Origin of the sequence: Streptomyces broussonetiae (assembly GCF_009796285.1) — a bacterium.
Taxonomy (GTDB): Bacteria; Actinomycetota; Actinomycetes; order Streptomycetales; family Streptomycetaceae; genus Streptomyces; species Streptomyces broussonetiae.
The window spans coordinates 6963722-6981468 of the sequence record NZ_CP047020.1 but is presented as its reverse complement, the minus strand read 5'-3'; the positions used below and the strand labels follow the sequence as shown (position 1 = coordinate 6981468).

Genomic DNA, 17747 nt, shown 5'->3' with positions numbered 1-17747 from the left:
TGCGGCGTCGAGCCGCCAGGTCCGCTCATGCCCGAGCCGAGCGCGTCGCTGCTCCGCACCTCCAGATGCCCCGGCGCCGGGCGATGTCGGCTTCGGTCTGGATCCGCGGCCGGTGGCGGAGCTGGGCAACCCCGTAGGAGCAGGTCCCTGCGTGGAGCGGGGCGAAGATGTCACCGCGGCCGTGAAACCGTCGTTCGTCGTCCGTCCTCACGCATCACCCAACGAAGCCGGCCCAGGTCGGGGTGTACGCAGGCTGAGCGGTGCGCAGCGGCCACCTGACGCCATGAGCGGGCTCGGTGGGCGCGGGAGCTGGGCACTTCGTACATTGGAGGAAGGATCGACTGGCTGGAACGCGTGTGACACCGCAGATCGACTACGTGGCGCTGTTCGCCGCCCTTCCGAGCCCGTGTCTGGCGCTCGGCACGGACCTGGTGATCATTGATGCCAACCCGGCGTTCTGCGAGGTGACCGGACGCAGCCGGGCCGAGCTGCTCGGGCAGTACCTCTTCGACGCCTTCCCGGACAACCCCGCCGATCCGGAGGCCGACGGGGTAGCGACGCTGAAAGCCTCCCTGCACAGGGTTCTGTCCAGCGGCCAGACCGATCACATGGCGTTGCAGAAGTACGACATCCCGGTCGCCGGCAGCCCCGGGGTGTTCAAGGAGCGCTGGTGGTCCGCGATCAACGTGCCCGTCCTGGGCGCGGACGGGCAGGTCGCCTGGATCATCCACCGGTCCGAGGACATGACCGACGTCGTCCGCGTCCGCCGCGCGGCGTACCTGCCGTCGGTCAGCCCTGGCCGGGAAGCCGCCATGGAGGCTGAGCTGTACGCCCGGGCGCGGCAGTTGCAGCAGCTGAACGAGGAACTGCGGCAGGCCCACGCCCGTGAACGACGGATAGCCGTCGCCCTGCAGGAGGCCATGCTGCACATCCCGGACCTGGCCGGGCACCCGAACGTCGCGGTGCGCTACCTGCCTGCAGTGGGAGCGCTGAACGTGTGCGGCGACTGGTATGACACCGTCGACCTGCCCGGGGACCGCTTCGCCGTCACGGTCGGTGACGTCGTCGGCCACGGGCTGATGGCCGCCACCGTCATGGGCATGCTCCGCAGCGCGCTGAGCGCCGCCACCCGCACCGTCCACGGCCCCGCCCAGGCCCTGGAGGTCCTCGGGCTGTACGCCCGCTCGATCGAGGGAGCCCTGGCCGCCACCGCCGTCCAGGTCCTCGTCGACTGCCACAACCACCTGCTCATCTACAGCAGCGCAGGCCACCCCCCGCCCGTCCTGCTGCACCCTGACGGCACCTGCGACCTGCTCGACCAGGCCACCGACCCACCACTGGGCGCCCGCCCCGAACACGTCCCCCGCCCCCAGGCCAACGCGACGTACTGCCCCGGCGACACCCTCATCCTCTACACCGACGGCTTGATCGAACGCCGCGATGAGGACATCGACACCGGCCTGACCCGCCTGCTCTCCACCCTCGCCACCTGCACCGACTTCGGCCCGGAACACCTCGCCGACGCCCTCCTCGCCCGCCTCCACCTCACCGGCGGGGCAGGCGACGACATCGCCATGGTCGTCGTCCGCCTGAACGGAATGACCCGGCCGTCCTGACCGGGGCGCCGCCTTGGGGTCCCGCCGGTAACGCTGCTGGGTTGAACGCCAAGGAGTGATCTCGATCCCTCGCCGGAGGTGGAGATGGCGGCGCTTCAGAACACGATCGAGAACTCGGACGTGCTGCTGAACATGCTGAAGTCGGTGGGCACCCCGTTGGCGCGCAGGCTACGGGCGTAGGTGGCCATGTCGTCGTCGACGACCTTCGGGCGTCCGCCGTGACGGCCGCGCTCGCGGGCGGACGCCTGTCCTTCGAGGGACTTCTCCCGGATGTACTCCCGCTCGGACTCCGCCATGCCGGCGAAGAACGCGAACAGCGCGGCGCCGTGCCCCGAGGGGTCGTACACGCCCTGGAGGGGGCCGGTGAGGAGTTCGAGCTGGCTCTCGTGGTGGCACAGGTCCTCGGTAATGGTCAGCAGTTCGGCAGCGCCGCGTCCCAGACGCTTCATCTCATGGACGGTGAAGATAACGCGCTGGTGGGGGACGGCCTTCTTGATGGTGCGGGCGAAGTCCATCGCCTTGACGAACTCGGGCCGCACCTTGATGCGGGTGCTGATCTTCTCCGAGGAGACCGGATCACGCCCGGCCTCCCCCAGGGCGTCGAGCCGGCTCTGGGAGCTCCTGCTGGGCCGTACTGCAGCGGGCATACCCCACCCTCGTGGGCTTCGTCGCGGCCTCGGGCACCACCGCGTCGATGGTCGGGCCCTTCTCCCAGGCGCGGCCGGGGCCGCGGTCGGCGGGGGTGCGGACTTCGAGTTCGGCGCGGCGCTGGGGGACGGCCTGAAGCGCGGGGTGTGGTACTTGGGGGCGACCTTGCCGCCGCGGGTGCGGCAGGTGGTTCCGGCGGGCACCTCACAGGTCGGACGGTCGAACTGTTCGACGGCGGCGGCCGTCTCGTGCCCCTTGTCGTGGCGACCGGCCTCCGCGCCCTCCTGGTGCGCCTCGCCGCTGGGCCACTCGGTGTACGGCAGTGCCCGCTCGGTGCACAGCAGTGCCGGAGTGCCGTCGGCGCTGTGCGCGAGGTGCGCCCGATCTTGCCCCGGGTGCCCGCCGTCCCGCGACTGGGCGGCGATCACGGCGTCCGTGAAGGCGCGCTGCCACTCGACTCCATGACGGCCAAGGCCGCGGTGACCAGGCAGCCGGGCGTGTGAGTCTCGTCGGCCACGGCGAGACCGGGTACCGGCGGTATCGAGACGGCCCCGCGAGGGCGGCTGTCGAGCCGCTGCCCCGCAGGTACGGGTCGTGGGCGGCGTCACCGGCCCCCTGTGCGCAGGTCAGCACAGTGCCACTGTCGGTGCTCGGGGACCAGGACAGTGCGGCGAGCCCGTGCGCCCACGGGCCCCAGCCCTGCCATTACGAACCCGTCCTCTCGGCAAGGACCAACTGACCGACGCCTCCCACCACCACCGTCCGAGTCGTGCCCGGATTCGTTCGATCACAGGTCGCTGCTCGAACGTCCCGGATTGTTCGGATGCTTGTGTGTGCCGGCTCGGCAGGGGTCAGACACTCGTCCATGCCTCGATGAAGGCGTTACGTCCGGCCGCATCGGGCGACTTGTGGTCCGCATGAAGGACGCGCCAGGCGGTGAGTTCCAGGTCCCGGAGCCAAAGTTCGCCGATGACCTGTGTTTTGAGATCAGGTAGGTGGTCGGACTCGGCGAGCGCCTGGCCGATCACCTCTGCGGCCGCAACGCGCTGGGGAGGCGTCATCTCGTCTACGGCCGAGAGGATCTGTCCGGCCAGACCGGTTCCCTCTCCGGCCAGCGAACGCAGCACCAGGTCCTTGATATTGGTCGGCAGCAGGTAGGCGGTGCCCGAGGATCTCCACAGGTTCGACCAAAAGCGTTCTCCTGCGTCGGTGGGGGCGGGGAGCGCGGCCAGCAGTCCGAGGAGGTGCCCGGTGGCCGCATAGCCATCGGAGTGGGCCGCCGCGAGGACCGCTATGCCGGCGACACGCTCCACGTCGAAACGGCCGGTTTCGAACTGTGAGGGCAGCCCCAACCTTTGTGCCAGCTGATCTGCGAGGGGGGCGGATGCGTGGGAGGGGAACTCGGGAAGCATCGGCGGTCCTTGGGCGTAGGTGGGCGGAGATGCGCGCTCGGGAACCTTGGTCCTTCCCATGGCCAGGCGGCTTACACGGCTTCCGGAGGCCCAGTTGGTGGCGAGTCCGACCTCGACGGACGCTGTCACGGGCAGGCCCTTAGCATGATCGGATGGTTGCCGATGATGCCCAGAAGAAAGGGACAGGACGGGAAGTTGTGTCTGGGGACGCCGTAGCCGGTCTCCCCGGCGGATCACATCATGGCAATGCCGGGGAGGATCTTCACCCGGTTGCAGACCTGGTCGAGTGGGCGGCCGACCTGGTCGAGCCGGTCAAGCCGAAGCTGCGTGGCTGGCTCCATGCCGCGATGGTCCCTGCCTCGGTGAGCGCCGGCATCGTGCTCGTCTGCCTGGCTCGTACCCAGCAGGCGGCCCTGGCCTGCACCGTGTACTCCGTCACCGCCTGGCTGCTGTTCGGGACGAGCGCCGTCTACCACCTGGGTACCTGGGGGCCGATGGGCGAGGCCGGCCTGCGTCGCCTCGATCACGCCAACATCTTCCTGATCACCGCCGGGACCTGCACCCCTCTGGCCGTGCTCCTCCTCCCTCCTGACCGGCGAAACCTGCTGCTGTGGATCGTATGGACGGGCGCGCTGACCGGTATCGCCTTCCGCGTGCTGTGGGTCAACGCTCCCCGCTGGCTGTACACCCCCTGCTACCTGGCCCTGGGGTGGGCACCGGTGCGTTACCTGCCCGACTTCCTGCACACCGGCGGTGCGGCCGTGGTCACCCTGACAGTGACCGGCGGTCTCCTCTACAGCGCGGGCGCGGTGGTCTACGCCGTCCAACGCCCCGACCCCTCGCCCCGCTGGTTCGGCTTCCACGAGGTGTTCCACGCCTTGACCGTGGCGGCCTTCACCGCGCACTACATCGCCATCTCCCTCGCCGTCCACTGACGGGGGAGCCGTTCGGAGGCGAGGATCATCTCTGCGCGCCGCAGCCCGGCCACGCGCGGATGTGACAGCCCGCCGATACCGGCGGGCCCGCTCACCTCAGGCTGCGGCCGATGGACTGGACGATCCGCCGGTGCGGCGGTATTCGGCGTTGATGCGCTGGGCTTCTTCGAGCTGGTCTTCGAGGATGATGATCCGGCATGCGGCCTCGATCGGGGTGCCCTGGTCGACGAGTTCACGCGCGCGGGCCGCGATGCGCAGTTGGTAGCGGGAGTAGCGGCGGTGTCCGCCCTCGGAGCGCAGTGGTGTGATCAGCCGCGCTTCGCCGATGGCGCGGAGAAAGCCGGGAGTGGTACCGAGCAACTCGGCGGCCCGGCCCATCGTGTAGGCGGGGTAGTCGTCGTCGTCGAGACGGCTTAGCGACTCGTCTGCTGTCATCTCACCTCTCTGCGGAACGCGTGGAGGGGCCTTGGTGCCGTTTGGCACCAAGGCCCCGAAGGAACTGCAACACCATCTGCCGACCCTAGTGCTGCGTCGGCCTTCTGTTTCCGCCCAGCCGCCTGATATTCCGACGGGGGTGCGGGGATCGCGGATGCGTGACCGGAGACCACCTACCTATCGATGTCCTGCGGTACCCGGGCTCGCGTCTTCCGCCCGGGCGATCCTGATGGTGCTCGACTCCTCCGTTCTTCCCTCGGAACCAATCACTTGCAAACAGGGACTGCGTACTACTGGTACTGCAACCGCGTCAACTGCGGTCCTGCTCACGGCGGCCCCTCATCACTTCAGGCCACCCGGTCCGGTCGTCAGTCCCGTCGCCGTCGTACAACAACCTGGCTTCGGAACTCCACCACCGCACCGTCATACGTGGAGTGCTGCCCGGCAGTTCGTGTCTGCCGGGCCTTGCTCGATCTCGGCTACGAAAGAAACCATAATCACTGAGACAGCGAATGTCTACTCCAGCGAGCATAGATTTGCTGCGGCTCGGTGATGAGGTATCCCGCTGAGCCGATCTGCGAATACTGGGGGCTGTCCGCAGCGCAGGTCCGACGCACGGATGAGACCCGGAGCCGCCCGCGGAGCTTCCGGTGGCGGCGCCGACCGGCGCGGCGCGTCGACCGCGATTCTCAGCCCCCTCCGGCGAGCACGGTGGCTCGGGTGGGTTGGCGGGCGGGGCGCAGGGTCGGGTAGGCAAGGGCCGGGCATGAACGGTCCGCAGACGAGGGTGACCCTGATGCGTTCGTCGAAGACCTGTGGCAGCCGAACGGCAGCAGACCAATGCCTCGAAGCACGCCCCTGGCTCGCAGCCGCCGCACATGCGCACCCCCGGCGTGTAGTGCGCCACCAGGGGAGCCGTATGCGCCCGTGTCGCCCAATTGCGCCATCGTCCAAGCCGCCCGGGCGGGCCGGTGCATAGAATCCGATCCCATGCCGAAGCCTGACGAGCTGCTCGTTGCGATAGCCGCCCTTGTGGAGTCCGAGCAGAGCAATCAGATGTCCCTGACCGTGGTCACCAGTGGTGCTGTCATCACCGGTCGGCTGGCTCCGGAAGCCATGTGGAGGAAGAGGGTGTCTGAGGTGCTGACGGACTCCGCCGAACTGGGCGAGTTCTCCGCCGTCTTCGACACCCCCGCGAGGAAGGACGGACCGCCCACGCATCTGCATTTCCACGTCGCCCGGATCCTGCAGGGTACGATGGGGATCCCGGAGACAGGCGGGATGTACCGCGTCGCGATCGAGGACGTCAGCGCCTGGACCATGGGCGACTTCAGCTACTCCGACCACTGACTCACCGACCCACGGCACACAGTGAGGCCCCACCGGCACGCTTCCGTTCTAGTGGTCGTCGCAACACCCTGGTTCAAGGGGTGCGATGGACTTCGGGATCCGGAAGGATCGGCGGCCTCAGGGGCTCAGGAGGTTGGACCCTGAGCGGGAGGAATACCTTCGGCTCGTGGATCTTGGAATAGGGAACACGGAAGCCTGCCGGATCAGCTCGGCTATGACGCTGCCTCGACAAGGGGTGGCCGATCGCCACCGGCGCGGTTGAAGGAGCCTGCCGTCATCCGATCGCCGACCGCCTCGGCATCACCGGCGCCCGCTGGGGCCTGCCCGGAGCCGAAGCCGTCCTACGACTGCGTGCCCTCGTCTCCAACGGCGGCCTCGACATCTACTGGCGCTTCCACGCTGCCCGCGAGCACAACGGCCCTACCTCGACCAGCGCGACTACGACCTCACCGCTTGATCGCGGCCTTCACTCGGCACGAGACGCGGACGACTCCGACAGGAAGGAGCTGACGGCCTCGGCGAACTCCGCAGGTGCATCGTGGTGGACGACATGACCGGCCGGAAACTCGACCAGCCGGGTGCGCCCGGCGTGACGGGCGGTCATGTCACGTGCGTGGTCCGCCGCCAGTTCATCACTGCGGATCCCGCGCACCAGCAGGGTCGGGCACGTCACCTGCAGCCAGTCGCTCCAGTGGTCGCCGTTGAGGGCCTTCTGGGACCGGACCGTGTGCTCGAGGTCGAATGAGTAGCCCCAGCCGTGGTCGAACTGGCGGAACGAGCACGCCAGATACGGTGCCGTTGCACCCAGGGCCGACACCAGCTCCTGGCGGGACGGCGCGCTGGGGACCAACCGCTCGGTGAAGGACCAATCGCAGTCCACCACCGCGCCGATGTCCTCGACGATCAGAGCGGTGACACGACCGGGATGTCGCGCAGCGTATTGGTAGGCGTTCACCCCACCCAGCGAATGGCCCAGCACGAACGCCGGTCCCAGGCCCAGGTGACGGTGAAACGCCTCGATGTCCGCGACATAGTCATCCCGTTCGTAGCCCGATGCCCGGTCGGACTCACCGTGCCCGCGCTGATCGAGCGCGATCACCCGCCACCGCGGCGCCAGAGTCTCCGCAAGCGGCGCGAACGCCGACGCCTCGTTGTAGTGCCCGTGGAAAGCCAGCAGCGGAACACCCGGACCACCGAAGTCCACATACGACAGCCGCCGCCCACCCGCCAAGAAGAACGCACGCATGTCCCGCATGCTAAACAGCCGTACCAACACCGAAGTACGGCAGCCCTTGCTCGACCTCACTCAGAACGAGCTACATCCCCTGGAATTCGCCCACGCCGGTGGAGCCTCACTGCTCGGTTCGGCTCACACCTGTCCGTACGTCAGGCGGACAGGGGGAGCGCCGAGCGTTGCGGAAGCCGGCCCGTACGGGCCGGCCAGGGGCGCAGATGCGGCGGTAGGGCGGGTGCGGCAGGTGAAGCCGAGTTGGGTCATGGCCCTGAGGACTTCACCGGTGCTGAAATCACGCCGGTCCTGGCGGGTGACGACCTGGCCGACCTGCTTGGCGGGGTAGTGGCGTCGTCCGATGATGACGAACTCACCGGTGACCAGCTCAGGTGTGACGCCCTTCATCGATTCCACCACGCCGCTCTTGGTCAGGTCGAACGGGAAGCGGGCGATGACACAGCGCATGATGCCTCCAGGGAGAAGAGAAGACGGGCCCGGACAGGGGTGACGGCGGTTCAGCGGGAGAGGGCGAGGACGCCCGGAGCGTTGCCGTGTCCGTCGACCACGGGTGGGGCCCCGAGCCGGCGGCAGTGCATCGCACGTTCGGCTTCGGCCCTCGTGGTCAGAGGTGAGGCGAAGGGCCTGATGACGTCGGCGACGTCACGCAGGCGGATGCGGTCCGTGTATCCGGAACCGTCACGAACAGCCGTGAGCCGGGCCCGGGTGACCAGGCCGGTGCACAGACCGTCCTCGTCGCAGACGACCAGATGACCTGTACGGGCGGCGGCCATCACGGACAGTGCCACCTCCACGGTCATGTCCTCCCAGACCTGCGGTCCGGCCGCGTCCGCGGGATCGGCCGCCGTCTGCACGGCGTTGGTACGTGTTGAGCGGAACTGCGTCCGGTCCAGTGTCAAAGGGTGCCTCCTGCGAAGTTGGGCGGGCTTCCTGACACGAAGGTTCTATGCCGCCGCACCGGCGGTGGACTGCCGTACGGGCGCGCGGCGGGCCGCCGAGACGGGGCGGCGCCGACCGCGTGAGGTGGCGCCGCGCTTCTTGGGCCGTTCGACCACCGGTGCGGTGATGACGACCGGGATGCCGGAGGGAGCCTGGGCGCCGGTGATGCGGTGCAAAGCCTCTTCGCCGACGCGGACCTGGGTGGTCTGCGGGACGATGCCGGCCGCTGCCATGAGGCGGGTCATGCCGCGGCGCTGGTTGGGAGTGACCAGGGTGACGACGCTGCCGGACTCTCCCGCGCGGGCGGTACGGCCGCCGCGGTGGAGGTAGTCCTTGTGGTCGGTCGGCGGGTCGACGTTGACGACGAGGTCGAGGTTGTCGACGTGGATGCCGCGCGCCGCGACGTTGGTCGCTACCAACACGTTGACGTGTCCGGTCTTGAACTGTGCCAGCGTGCGGGTGCGCTGGGGCTGTGACTTCCCGCCGTGCAGGGCGGCGGCCCGTACCCCGCTGTTCAGGAGGTGTTCGGTGAGGCCGTCGACGGCGTGCTTGGTGTCGAGGAACATGATCACGCGGCCGTCGCGTGCGGCGATCTGGGTGGTTGCCGTGTGCTTGTCGGCGCCGTGAATGTGGAGCACGTGGTGCTCCATCGTCGTGACCGCGCCGGCCGAGGGGTCGACGGAGTGCACGACGGGATCGCTGAGGTAGCGGCGCACGAGCAGGTCGACGTTGCGGTCGAGAGTGGCGGAGAACAGCATGCGCTGGCCTTCGGGGCGGACCTGGTCGAGGAGGGCGGTGACCTGCGGCATGAAGCCCATGTCGGCCATCTGGTCGGCCTCGTCGAGGACGGTGATGGAAACCTGGTTCAGTTGGCAGTCGCCACGGTCGATGAGGTCTTTGAGGCGTCCCGGCGTGGCGACGACGACCTCGGCGCCGGCGCGCAGCGCGCTCGCCTGCCTGCCGATCGGCATTCCGCCCACCACCGTGGCCAGCCGCAGCCTCACGGAGCGGGCGTACGGGGCGAGCGCGTCGGTGACCTGCTGCGCCAGCTCACGCGTGGGTACGAGGATCAGCCCCAGCGGCTGCCTGGCCTCGGCGCGCTGCCCGGCCGTACGGGCCAGCAGCGCCAGCCCGAAGGCGAGGGTCTTGCCGGAGCCGGTGCGGCCACGGCCCAGTACGTCCCGGCCGGCGAGGGAATTCGGCAGGGTCGCGGCCTGGATCGGGAAGGGTACGGTCACGCCTTGCGAGCTGAGCGCGCCCAGCAGCGCCCCGGGCATGTCGAGATCGGCGAAGCCCTCCACGGCGGGGAGCGCGGGAGTGATCGTCCTGGGCAACGCGAACTCCCCCTGGACCGCGGCGGGCCGGCGGCCGTAACCACCGGAACGGCCCGGCCCGCCGGAGCGGCTCCTGGCCGACGAACCGAATCGGCTGCCGGCCCTTCCGGATTCGGCACTGCCGTTACGGATGCGGGTGAAGCGGTCGTTCGTGCGTGTGCGGTTCATGCGGAACCTTCCTCGATGCGGCACATATCAAGGAATTCCCGCAGCGATCACAGCACAGAGAATTGCAAGAATGGACCAGTTGAATGGGAAAGCGAATCTGACCGACGAAAAATCCGTGCGGCACAGGAGCTGGAATGAGTGGCGCGAAGCGGGACGCAATGTTCGGGCGTCCACCGCGATGAAGCCATGAAGGGATGCGTGCGCCCCTGAAGGATGCCCCGTATGCGGTAAGCCTACGGGTTTCCTGGTTGTCGTCCGCAGGCGAAACCACTGCGGAAGAATGCGAGTAGCTGGGGCCCGCACCCCGAAGGACGCGGGTCCCAGCTACAACTACGCGACAGTCAGCGTCAGGCGAGAACGATGTTCTCGGCCGTCGGGCCCTTCTGGCCCTGCGCGATGTCGAAGGTCACCTTCTGGCCCTCCAGCAGCTCACGGAAGCCCTGGGCGGCAATGTTCGAGTAGTGGGCGAACACATCAGCGCCGCCACCGTCCTGCTCGATGAAGCCGAAGCCCTTTTCCGCGTTGAACCACTTCACAGTACCAGCAGCCATATCATTTCTCCTTTGGGGCAGTGCATCGGGATCCGCACTGCACGGACCCGTGTCGCCGCGATGATCACCCCGCCCGGAAAAAGACCGGATAACAAAAGTGCTTCCAGTGGCACAGGCGCCGCCCGGAGGGCACTTGAAGTTTTGGGAACCACAACTGCAACTGAGATCGACAGTAGCACGCCGCAGCGGCCTGTGTACGGTAAAGAATCACACCCCACTTAATGCGGTAGAGAATCTGCCTGCCTGTCCCGTTGAAATCTCAGCTCGCGGGCACAGATATTGACCCAGCCGAAGCGTAACGTTTCGGGAAGCATTGGGGGCGCGCCCAGCGTAAGGGCTGCCCCCCAAGGGATGGTGCGGGCGGGCGTGGAGATCAGGGTGGCTCCGGCAAGCGTCACGGCCCGTCTCCGGCGCACGCACGGGAGCGGCCGTATCGAAGACCATCAAGGACCAACCGTCGATCAGCTCGGTGGAAACAGCAGCATCCTGGTGCGGCAACGCCGTGAGCACGATCTTGGGGAAGCGTACGCGGACGGTGGTCGCTGTCGGGGCCGACAGGCTGCTGTCGAGGAGTTGGCGTACGAGGAGCCATACCCGTCGACATCGGCCTGCGACTCGTCCGATCACGGGTCGAAGTTCATCGACCGTCAGCCCGGAGTCGTGCCGTCCGGTCAGCCAGATCGTGTAGCTGTACAGCAGGGCGTTGTCGGAGGTGATCATCTTGCTACTGCGGAAGCCGGCCGCCGAGCCCATCCTTGGCAGCGTCCGACAAGGGCTGGCCGCCGGCCTGGTCGAGCCGTTGGAAGAACTGCCGGACGGTCGGCTTGTAACCGCCTTGGGCCCAGCGCGCGGTGATGTCCGGAATGAAGTGGGCGTCACGCTCGATCGCCGCGTCCGTGACCTCGAACGTCTGGTCCTCCGGGTGGAACGCGATGCGAACGTTGATCTCGTCGAAAGACTTGGTGACGATCTTGCGCCCGGTGAGGACGGCGTACAGGGCGGTGAGTCGCTGCTGCCCGTCAACGACCAACAATTGAGGTGCTCGATCGCGGGTCTTCGCCGCGGACCAGACGAACGGGCGTTGAATGTCTGGTAGTCCGATACGACCTTCTACCACGCGGACAGGTGGCATCGCCGGGCCGATTGGAAAGATGTCGACCTGAGCGATCTTCGGAAAACCCGAGGTCGGATCCCATTTCTCGGCCCATCGCCATGCATGGGGGTGCCCAGGGCGTCAAACGAGCGTCACGGCCGACTGTCCGTCCCTTCAACCCGGTCGCTTCAGCCTTCGCCAACACCCTGCTCGACGCGACCGGCGTCCGCCTCGACCAACTCCCGCTCACGCACGACCGGGTGTGGCCGGGGCTGCGAGACGCGGGCCTGACGGATCGGTAGGTGAGCGACTCGGGGTGGAACGCCCCCCGCCAGCCGGCCTGCTGCACCATGATCGCGTCGCCCACCCGGACCGTCCCGGCTTCAAGGACGTCCAGGTGGACACCGAGGCACGAGAGCCGCCCCAGGTCGAACACGGGGACGCGGTGCTCGCGGGCGACCCCACGCATGGTGCCGGGATCCGCCGGGAGTTCGTGGACGGTCGAAGTACGCGTCAGCTGACCCGAAGACCGACCGCCAGCGTCAGTTCAAGGACCCGGTGTGGCGATGCGAGATCCGGAAACAGCTCCCGCAGCTGCGACATCCGGTACCGGACTGTCTGGGGATGGACGTACAACGCTGCCGCCACCTCGACCCGCCTGCCCTGGTGCAGCAGCCACGCCCGCAACGTCTCCTCCAGCCGCCGTGCGGTCGCGACAGGCAGGGTGTGCAACGGTGCGAGGGCTCGGGCACGCAGGTCTGCCAACGCGTCCACGTCGGCGCTCAGCACCAGCTCGGGCAGGTGGTCCTCGGTGTCGCGAATATCGGAGGAGAGGGAGCGCGCGCGTACGGCTCGTGCGTACGAGGCGGACGCACGAGTCCATGGCCGGGCCGGGCCGACCACTGCGGTGCGGTCGGTCAGCTGCCGCAAGAGATGTGATCGGTCGGCATCGGGGACGAGCAGCACACCGGTGGCGTCCGGCAGATCGTCGAGGACGAGGGTGCCCGGGTCGAGCGCGCGGTAGGCAGGCCGGGCCTGGGCGGCGGGCAGCAGGACCGCGGTCACCGAAACCGGAGGCTGCCATCCGGCCCGTTGAGCAGAGGCCAGCAACACGTCCGGGCTCGCGCCGGCGAGGAGGTCGCGGGCCAGGTGTTCCAGGTGGCGCTCGTGGGCCCTGCCCCGGGCGGCCAGTTCGTCGGCGTGGCCCGCGGCGCTCGCGGCGGAGAGCTCGTCGATGTAGGCGAAGGTCAGCTCGGCGAACTTGGCCACCTCGGCGGCGGGCAGACCTGCGGGTACGGCACCCGCTGCCAGGCATCGCCAGGCCACGCGGGCGCCGACGCGGTAGGCGCTGAGCAGGGCGTCCATCGAACGGCCGTCGCGCACCTCGCCGCGGCCCAGCTCGTAGGCTGCGTCACCGGCGTCGCCGCCCGTGGCGTTCCCGCTCGCGAGGTCCAGGTAGTGCCCCAGGGCGGTGCGGACGGCTCGGCGGATGGTGGCGCCCATGTGGCCCGACAGGGCGTTGGCGTAGGAGGGGACTTCGTCGATGATCGCCTGGACGACCTCGTCGGCGGTGGTCTTCAGCGCGGCCCTCAGTGCGGTGACCGTCGTCTCATCCAGGGCCAGTTCGCTGGCCCTCCGGATTGCATGACTCACGTTTTTGTTCCCTGCGAACAATTCAGCCGACCAGATTTAACGTCCTGCGGTCAGGACTTTACGCCTTGAGGCGCAGCAAGCTGGAGTCATGACGAGTGCAACCCTCCGCAGCAGGGCGTGGAAACTGCTGGAGATGGTCACGACGCCGCTGCTGCCGTCGGACTACCTCGACCTGGTCAGCCCACTGCGTGCGGGCGCTGACCTGCGTGGGCGCATCGAGGCCGTGCACCCCGAGACGGGTGACGCCGCGACTGTCGTGATCAGGCCGGGACGGGGCTGGCGCGGCCACACAGCCGGTCAGTACGTGCGGGTCGGGGTCGACGTCGACGGGGTGCGCCTGTGGCGTGCCTACTCCATCACCTCGCCGACAAACCGCCAGGACGGCCGCGTCACGATCACCGTGAAGGCGATCCCGGACGGCAAGGTCAGCAACCACCTGGTCCGCAGGGTGAAACCGGGCATGCTGATCCAGCTCGACCAGGCGACCGGTGACTTCGTACTGCCGCAGGCCAAGCCCGCCAAGGTGCTCTACCTGACGGCCGGAAGCGGCATCACGCCCGTGATGGGCATGCTGCGCGACATCGAGTTCGACGACGTCGTCATGGTCCACTGCGCACCCCAGCCGCAAGACGTGATCTTCCGCAGCGAGCTGCACGACCTGGTCGCGGCCGAGAAGCTGCGGCTCACCGAGGTGCACACCGCCACGGACGGCATGCTCGACATCGCCCGTCTCGACGAACTCGTGCCCGACTGGGCCGAGCGCGAGACCTGGGCTTGCGGGCCCGCGGGCCTGCTCGACGCCGCCGAAAAGCACTGGAGCGAGCACGGCGTACAAGAGCGCCTGCACACCGAACGCTTCCGCCCCAGCATCGTCGTCGCCGGCGACGGAGGCGAGGTCACCTTCAGCGCCACCGGCAAGACCGTCGACGCGGACGGCGCCACGCCGTTGCTGGACGTCGGCGAGGAGGCCGGCGTGCTCATGCCCTCCGGGTGCCGTATGGGCATCTGCTTCGGCTGCATCACGCCGCTCAAGGCGGGCGCCGTCCGCGACCTGCGCACCGGCGAGATCACCGAGGCCGAGCCGGGCGTCCTCATCCAGACCTGTGTGTCCGCCGCAGCGGGCCCCTGCGACATCGAACGGTAGGAGCACTTTGACCGCCATCGACCCCACCGACCACCTGACCGCGGAGCAGATCGAGGAGCTCGGCCGTGAGCTGGACGCGATCCGCGACGAGGTGATCGCCGACCGCGGGGAGAAAGACGCCGCCTACATCCGTAAGGTCATCTCGGCGCAGCGCAAGCTCGAGCTGGTCAGCAGGGGCGTGCTGCTGTTCTCGATCTTCCCGCCGGCCTGGCTGCTCGGCACCGCCGGTCTGTCCGTGGCGAAGATCATGGACAACATGGAGATCGGCCACAACATCCTGCACGGCCAGTGGGACTGGATGCGGGACCCGAAGATCCACTCCACCACCTGGGAATGGGACCACGTCTCGCCGGCCGAACAGTGGAAGCACTCGCACAACGAGCTGCACCACACGTACACCAACGTGATCGGCAAGGACAACGACCTCGGCTACGGCATCATGCGCGTCGACGAGGACCAGAAGTGGCACCCGTTCCACCTCGGCCAGCCGCTGTGGAACTTCATCAACGCCTGCTTCTTCGAGTACGGCATCGCGGCGTACGACCTGGAGCTCGGCAAGAACCTGAACAAGCGCCGCCGCAAGAACCCGGAGTTCCGCGCGCGGGCCAAGGCCGTGGGCCGCAAGATCCGCAAGCAGGTGCTCAAGGACTACGTGATCCACCCGCTGCTGTCGGGCCCGTCGTTCCTCCCCACGCTCGCCGCCACGTTCACCGCGAACCTGGTCCGCAACATCTGGTCCCACTCGGTGATCATGTGTGGGCACTTCCCCGAGGGCGTGCAGGTCTTCGAGCGCCGGTCGATCAAGGGCGAGACACGCGGCCAGTGGTACCTGCGCCAGATGATGGGCTCGGCGAACATCAGCGGCAACAGGGCCGTGCACTTCATGACGGGCAACCTGTCGCACCAGATCGAGCACCACCTGTTCCCGGACCTGCCGAGCAACCGGTACGCCGAGGTCGCCGTGAAGGTGCGCGCGCTGTTCGAGAAGTACGAGCTGGAGTACGTCACCGGACCACTGCCCAAGCAGGTGTTCTCCGCGTGGCGCAAAGTCTTCCGGCTCTCGCTGCCGAACAAGAAGCCCGAGGTCAGAACGCCGGACCGCGAGCAGGAGCTCGTCGCGGCCTGATTCCCGGTACTGGTTCAGATCTTTCGGCCGTACCGGCGGCACCGCCGGGTTCGGTGAGATCCGTAGCGGACGGTGGGCGACCGCGACATCAGACCGTACGACACAGGATCCGCGGCAGCCCAATGTCCGGCTGCGCTGCCTGACGTGCGCCAGGAACTCAGCACACAGCCCACGGCGAGGTGTTGTAGTGCGCTGCCCTGTCACGGTCGGCGACGGCAGATGTCCCGTCAGACGTTCCCCGGCGGGTTCGCCGTATCACCCGCTACGGCACAGCTGTCACGAGCTGGGCGGATCCTCCCGGAGGAGAGGGCCCTGACCTGCGGTTTCATGCCCGCGCTGGAGTAGCTGCACGCCCATGGACGCTCTCTGCAACCTGGCCCTGGTCAACAAGTAAGAAAGACACGTAAGGCTTGCGGACGGGCGGCACCGATGCCGGTGGCGCCGCCCGAGCCGCACCACGTCCTTGCCCGGCAACCCGTCTTGAAGGCAGGCAGGAGCGCCTCCGCGGACATGGCTGTGTCCCAGGGCCCGCGCCAGGACCTGACGTCTCATCAGCGCGAGCGTCACGTGAGCGTCAGGGCTGCCCTGCGCGGCCCCGGCGACGACCGGGGGCACCACACGCGCCCGTCTTCCCGGCAATGACCGGAACAGCAGGTCAGAGGCGGTCGTACGGCATGCGGCGTGCTCCACCCCTTGCGCCCAGGCAAACGGGTCGACCCGACCCGCCAAGACCGACCTCATCCGCAAAAGAGCAGGTCAGGAGCCCTTCTGGGCGGGCTCGAGAATCGCCACGCACTCCACGTGATGCGTCATCGGAAACAGATCGAACGCCCGAAGCGTCCGCACCCGGTACCCACCGTCCCGGAAGTACGCCAAGTCCCGGGCCAGCGCGGCGGGATCGCAGGCCACGTAGGCGATGCGGCGGGCGCCGAGGGAGGAGAGGTGGGCGACCGTCGTGCGGCCCGCGCCGGCGCGGGGCGGGTCGAGGACGATGAGGTCGACCTCGGTGATGCCCGTGCGCGGCAGGACGGACTCGACCTTGCCCTGTTCGATGCGGACGCGCGGGAAGTCGGTGAGGTTGTGCCGTGCGTCCTCGACCGCCCGCTTGCCCGACTCGATGCCGAGGACCGCGCCCTCCTCGCCGAGGCGGTCGGCGAGGGCGCCGGCGAAGAGGCCGACGCCGCAGTAGAGGTCCAGGGCCATCTCGCCCTTGCGGGGCAGCAGGCCCTGCATGACCGCCGTCACCAGGGTGTCGGCAGCCTTCGGGTGGACCTGCCAGAAGCCGCCGTTGCCGACGCGGTAGGTACGGCCGTCGGCGCGTTCGCGGACGAAGGGACGGCCGTGGACGCGGTGCACGCCGCCCGACTTCTCGTCCACCCGCAACACCGACACCGGCTTGTCCAGTTCCACGAGCGGGAGGCGTCCGCCCGGCCGCGGGGTCAGGATCACCTGGCGGTCCTGGGAGCCCGTCGCCGCGATCGCCTCCACCGACTCCATGCCGGTCCAGTCCCGCTGCTCGATGCCCAGCTCGGACACCCCGGCCGCCGCGATCATGCAGTGGTCGATGTGCTCGACCTCGTGCGAGCGGTGGCGGCGCAGGCCCGCCTCGCCCGTCGAGGCGTCCACGGCGTACTGGACTCGGGTACGCCACTGCGGGACCTGGCCCGCGGGCAGCTTGTCGCCCTCCGCGGGCATCACCGTGCCGTCCCAGCCGGCTTCCTCGGGCGTGAGCCCCGCGAGCCGCTTGAGCTGCTCGGCGATCACCTCGCCCTTGAGTCGGCGCTGGGCGCCCGGCTTGGCGTGCTGCCAGTCGCAGCCGCCGCAGCGGCCGGGTCCGGCGAAGGGGCAGGGGGCCTCGACGCGGTCCTTGGAGGGCTCCAGGATCTCGACCGCGTCGGCGCGCAGGAAGCGGGCGCCCTCCTCACCCTCCGTCACCCGGGCCACGACCCGCTCGCCGGGCAGCGCGTGCCGGACGAACAGCACCTGACCCTCGGCCGTACGCGCGACGCAGTGGCCGCCGTGGGCGACGGGGCCGATCTCGACCTCGTACTCCTCGCCCACCAGAGACTTCGTCGGTTCTGCCTGCATGGTGGG

Annotated in this window: 17 protein-coding genes and 1 pseudogene; 7 read left to right on the top strand and 11 right to left on the bottom strand. The window is 68.7% G+C overall.

Going from position 1 to position 17747, the window contains the following annotated elements:
- Positions 1–356: 356 nt before the first annotated feature.
- Positions 357–1616, top strand: a complete 1260-nt coding sequence (locus GQF42_RS32175) for a PP2C family protein-serine/threonine phosphatase (protein WP_158925733.1) — start codon at positions 357–359, stop codon at positions 1614–1616.
- Between the two features lie 95 nt (positions 1617–1711).
- On the opposite strand, the gene GQF42_RS32170 is transcribed toward GQF42_RS32175, so the two are convergent.
- Together GQF42_RS32170 and GQF42_RS32160 are read right to left on the bottom strand one after the other, a co-directional pair.
- A complete protein-coding gene (locus GQF42_RS32170; RefSeq protein ID WP_158930819.1) occupies positions 1712–2263 on the bottom strand; it encodes a recombinase family protein in 552 nt (183 codons plus the stop codon).
- 852 nt (positions 2264–3115) lie between these two features.
- Positions 3116–3676: a hypothetical protein gene (locus GQF42_RS32160; protein WP_199272871.1), complete on the bottom strand. Its 561-nt coding sequence runs from the start codon at positions 3674–3676 to the stop codon at positions 3116–3118.
- Between the two features lie 299 nt (positions 3677–3975).
- On the opposite strand from GQF42_RS32160, the gene trhA reads away from it, so the two are divergent.
- Positions 3976–4611, top strand: a complete 636-nt coding sequence (gene trhA / locus GQF42_RS32155) for a PAQR family membrane homeostasis protein TrhA (RefSeq protein WP_407699535.1) — start codon at positions 3976–3978, stop codon at positions 4609–4611.
- A 96-nt stretch (positions 4612–4707) separates the two neighbouring features.
- Here the strand turns inward: trhA and GQF42_RS32150 are convergent, their stop codons facing one another.
- Positions 4708–5046 (bottom strand): MerR family transcriptional regulator, encoded by a 339-nt coding sequence (locus tag GQF42_RS32150; RefSeq protein WP_158925729.1) that lies wholly within the window; start codon positions 5044–5046, stop codon positions 4708–4710.
- A gap of 990 nt (positions 5047–6036) precedes the next feature.
- Here GQF42_RS32150 and GQF42_RS32145 point away from each other — a divergent pair.
- Both GQF42_RS32145 and GQF42_RS32140 read left to right on the top strand, forming a co-directional pair.
- Positions 6037–6396 carry a hypothetical protein gene (locus GQF42_RS32145; protein ID WP_158925727.1) on the top strand — a complete coding sequence of 120 codons (360 nt, stop codon included), beginning with the start codon at positions 6037–6039 and terminating at the stop codon, positions 6394–6396.
- A 201-nt stretch (positions 6397–6597) separates the two neighbouring features.
- Positions 6598–6853 (top strand): annotated as a pseudogene (locus GQF42_RS32140) (ISKra4 family transposase); the annotation flags it as partial.
- Between the two features lie 9 nt (positions 6854–6862).
- On the opposite strand, the gene GQF42_RS32135 reads toward GQF42_RS32140, so the two are convergent.
- From GQF42_RS32135 to GQF42_RS32105, 7 genes are all read right to left on the bottom strand, one after another.
- Positions 6863–7642 (bottom strand): alpha/beta fold hydrolase, encoded by a 780-nt coding sequence (locus GQF42_RS32135; RefSeq protein ID WP_325100365.1) that lies wholly within the window; start codon positions 7640–7642, stop codon positions 6863–6865.
- A 123-nt stretch (positions 7643–7765) separates the two neighbouring features.
- The gene (locus GQF42_RS32130; protein WP_158925723.1) at positions 7766–8092 is read right to left on the bottom strand and encodes an SCO5918 family protein; all 327 of its coding nucleotides are present in this window, start codon (positions 8090–8092) and stop codon (positions 7766–7768) included.
- A 50-nt stretch (positions 8093–8142) separates the two neighbouring features.
- Positions 8143–8544, bottom strand: a complete 402-nt coding sequence (locus tag GQF42_RS32125) for a CBS domain-containing protein (RefSeq protein ID WP_158925721.1) — start codon at positions 8542–8544, stop codon at positions 8143–8145.
- Between the two features lie 45 nt (positions 8545–8589).
- Entirely contained in the window at positions 8590–10086 is a 1497-nt protein-coding gene (locus tag GQF42_RS32120; protein WP_158925719.1) for a DEAD/DEAH box helicase, read from the bottom strand.
- A 347-nt stretch (positions 10087–10433) separates the two neighbouring features.
- On the bottom strand, positions 10434–10637 hold the full coding sequence (locus tag GQF42_RS32115; protein WP_014145516.1) for a cold-shock protein: 204 nt from the start codon (positions 10635–10637) through the stop codon (positions 10434–10436).
- A gap of 724 nt (positions 10638–11361) precedes the next feature.
- Positions 11362–11670, bottom strand: coding sequence for a hypothetical protein (locus GQF42_RS32110; RefSeq protein WP_158925717.1), 309 nt, complete (start codon positions 11668–11670; stop codon positions 11362–11364).
- Between the two features lie 573 nt (positions 11671–12243).
- Entirely contained in the window at positions 12244–13383 is a 1140-nt protein-coding gene (locus GQF42_RS32105) for a PucR family transcriptional regulator (protein ID WP_158925715.1), read from the bottom strand.
- Positions 13384–13471: 88 nt separating this feature from the next.
- Here GQF42_RS32105 and GQF42_RS32100 point away from each other — a divergent pair, with 88 nt between their 5' ends.
- The 3 genes from GQF42_RS32100 to GQF42_RS47020 are packed head-to-tail and all read left to right on the top strand — an operon-like array spanning position 13472 to position 15969.
- Positions 13472–14527 carry a ferredoxin reductase gene (locus GQF42_RS32100; RefSeq protein ID WP_158925713.1) on the top strand — a complete coding sequence of 352 codons (1056 nt, stop codon included), beginning with the start codon at positions 13472–13474 and terminating at the stop codon, positions 14525–14527.
- 7 nt (positions 14528–14534) lie between these two features.
- Entirely contained in the window at positions 14535–15653 is a 1119-nt protein-coding gene (locus GQF42_RS32095; RefSeq protein WP_158925711.1) for a fatty acid desaturase family protein, read from the top strand.
- A gap of 58 nt (positions 15654–15711) precedes the next feature.
- Positions 15712–15969, top strand: a complete 258-nt coding sequence (locus tag GQF42_RS47020; RefSeq protein ID WP_267906184.1) for a DUF6207 family protein — start codon at positions 15712–15714, stop codon at positions 15967–15969.
- 440 nt (positions 15970–16409) lie between these two features.
- On the opposite strand, the gene GQF42_RS32090 is transcribed toward GQF42_RS47020, so the two are convergent.
- Positions 16410–17741 carry a class I SAM-dependent RNA methyltransferase gene (locus GQF42_RS32090; protein ID WP_158925709.1) on the bottom strand — a complete coding sequence of 444 codons (1332 nt, stop codon included), beginning with the start codon at positions 17739–17741 and terminating at the stop codon, positions 16410–16412.
- Positions 17742–17747: the final 6 nt, after the last annotated feature.

Excerpts from the sequence above, each read along its gene's own strand:
- GQF42_RS32150 (WP_158925729.1), bottom strand. The coding sequence starts at position 5,046 with ATGACAGCAGACGAGTCGCTAAGCCGTCTCGACGACGACGACTACCCC.
- GQF42_RS32115 (WP_014145516.1), bottom strand. The coding sequence starts at position 10,637 with ATGGCTGCTGGTACTGTGAAGTGGTTCAACGCGGAAAAGGGCTTCGGC.
- GQF42_RS32130 (WP_158925723.1), bottom strand. The coding sequence starts at position 8,092 with ATGCGCTGTGTCATCGCCCGCTTCCCGTTCGACCTGACCAAGAGCGGC.
- GQF42_RS32100 (WP_158925713.1), top strand. The coding sequence starts at position 13,472 with ATGACGAGTGCAACCCTCCGCAGCAGGGCGTGGAAACTGCTGGAGATG.
- GQF42_RS32160 (WP_199272871.1), bottom strand. The coding sequence starts at position 3,676 with ATGCTTCCCGAGTTCCCCTCCCACGCATCCGCCCCCCTCGCAGATCAG.
- GQF42_RS32120 (WP_158925719.1), bottom strand. The coding sequence starts at position 10,086 with ATGAACCGCACACGCACGAACGACCGCTTCACCCGCATCCGTAACGGC.
- GQF42_RS32090 (WP_158925709.1), bottom strand. The coding sequence starts at position 17,741 with ATGCAGGCAGAACCGACGAAGTCTCTGGTGGGCGAGGAGTACGAGGTC.
- GQF42_RS32145 (WP_158925727.1), top strand. The coding sequence starts at position 6,037 with ATGCCGAAGCCTGACGAGCTGCTCGTTGCGATAGCCGCCCTTGTGGAG.
- GQF42_RS32135 (WP_325100365.1), bottom strand. The coding sequence starts at position 7,642 with ATGCGTGCGTTCTTCTTGGCGGGTGGGCGGCGGCTGTCGTATGTGGAC.
- GQF42_RS32170 (WP_158930819.1), bottom strand. The coding sequence starts at position 2,263 with ATGCCCGCTGCAGTACGGCCCAGCAGGAGCTCCCAGAGCCGGCTCGAC.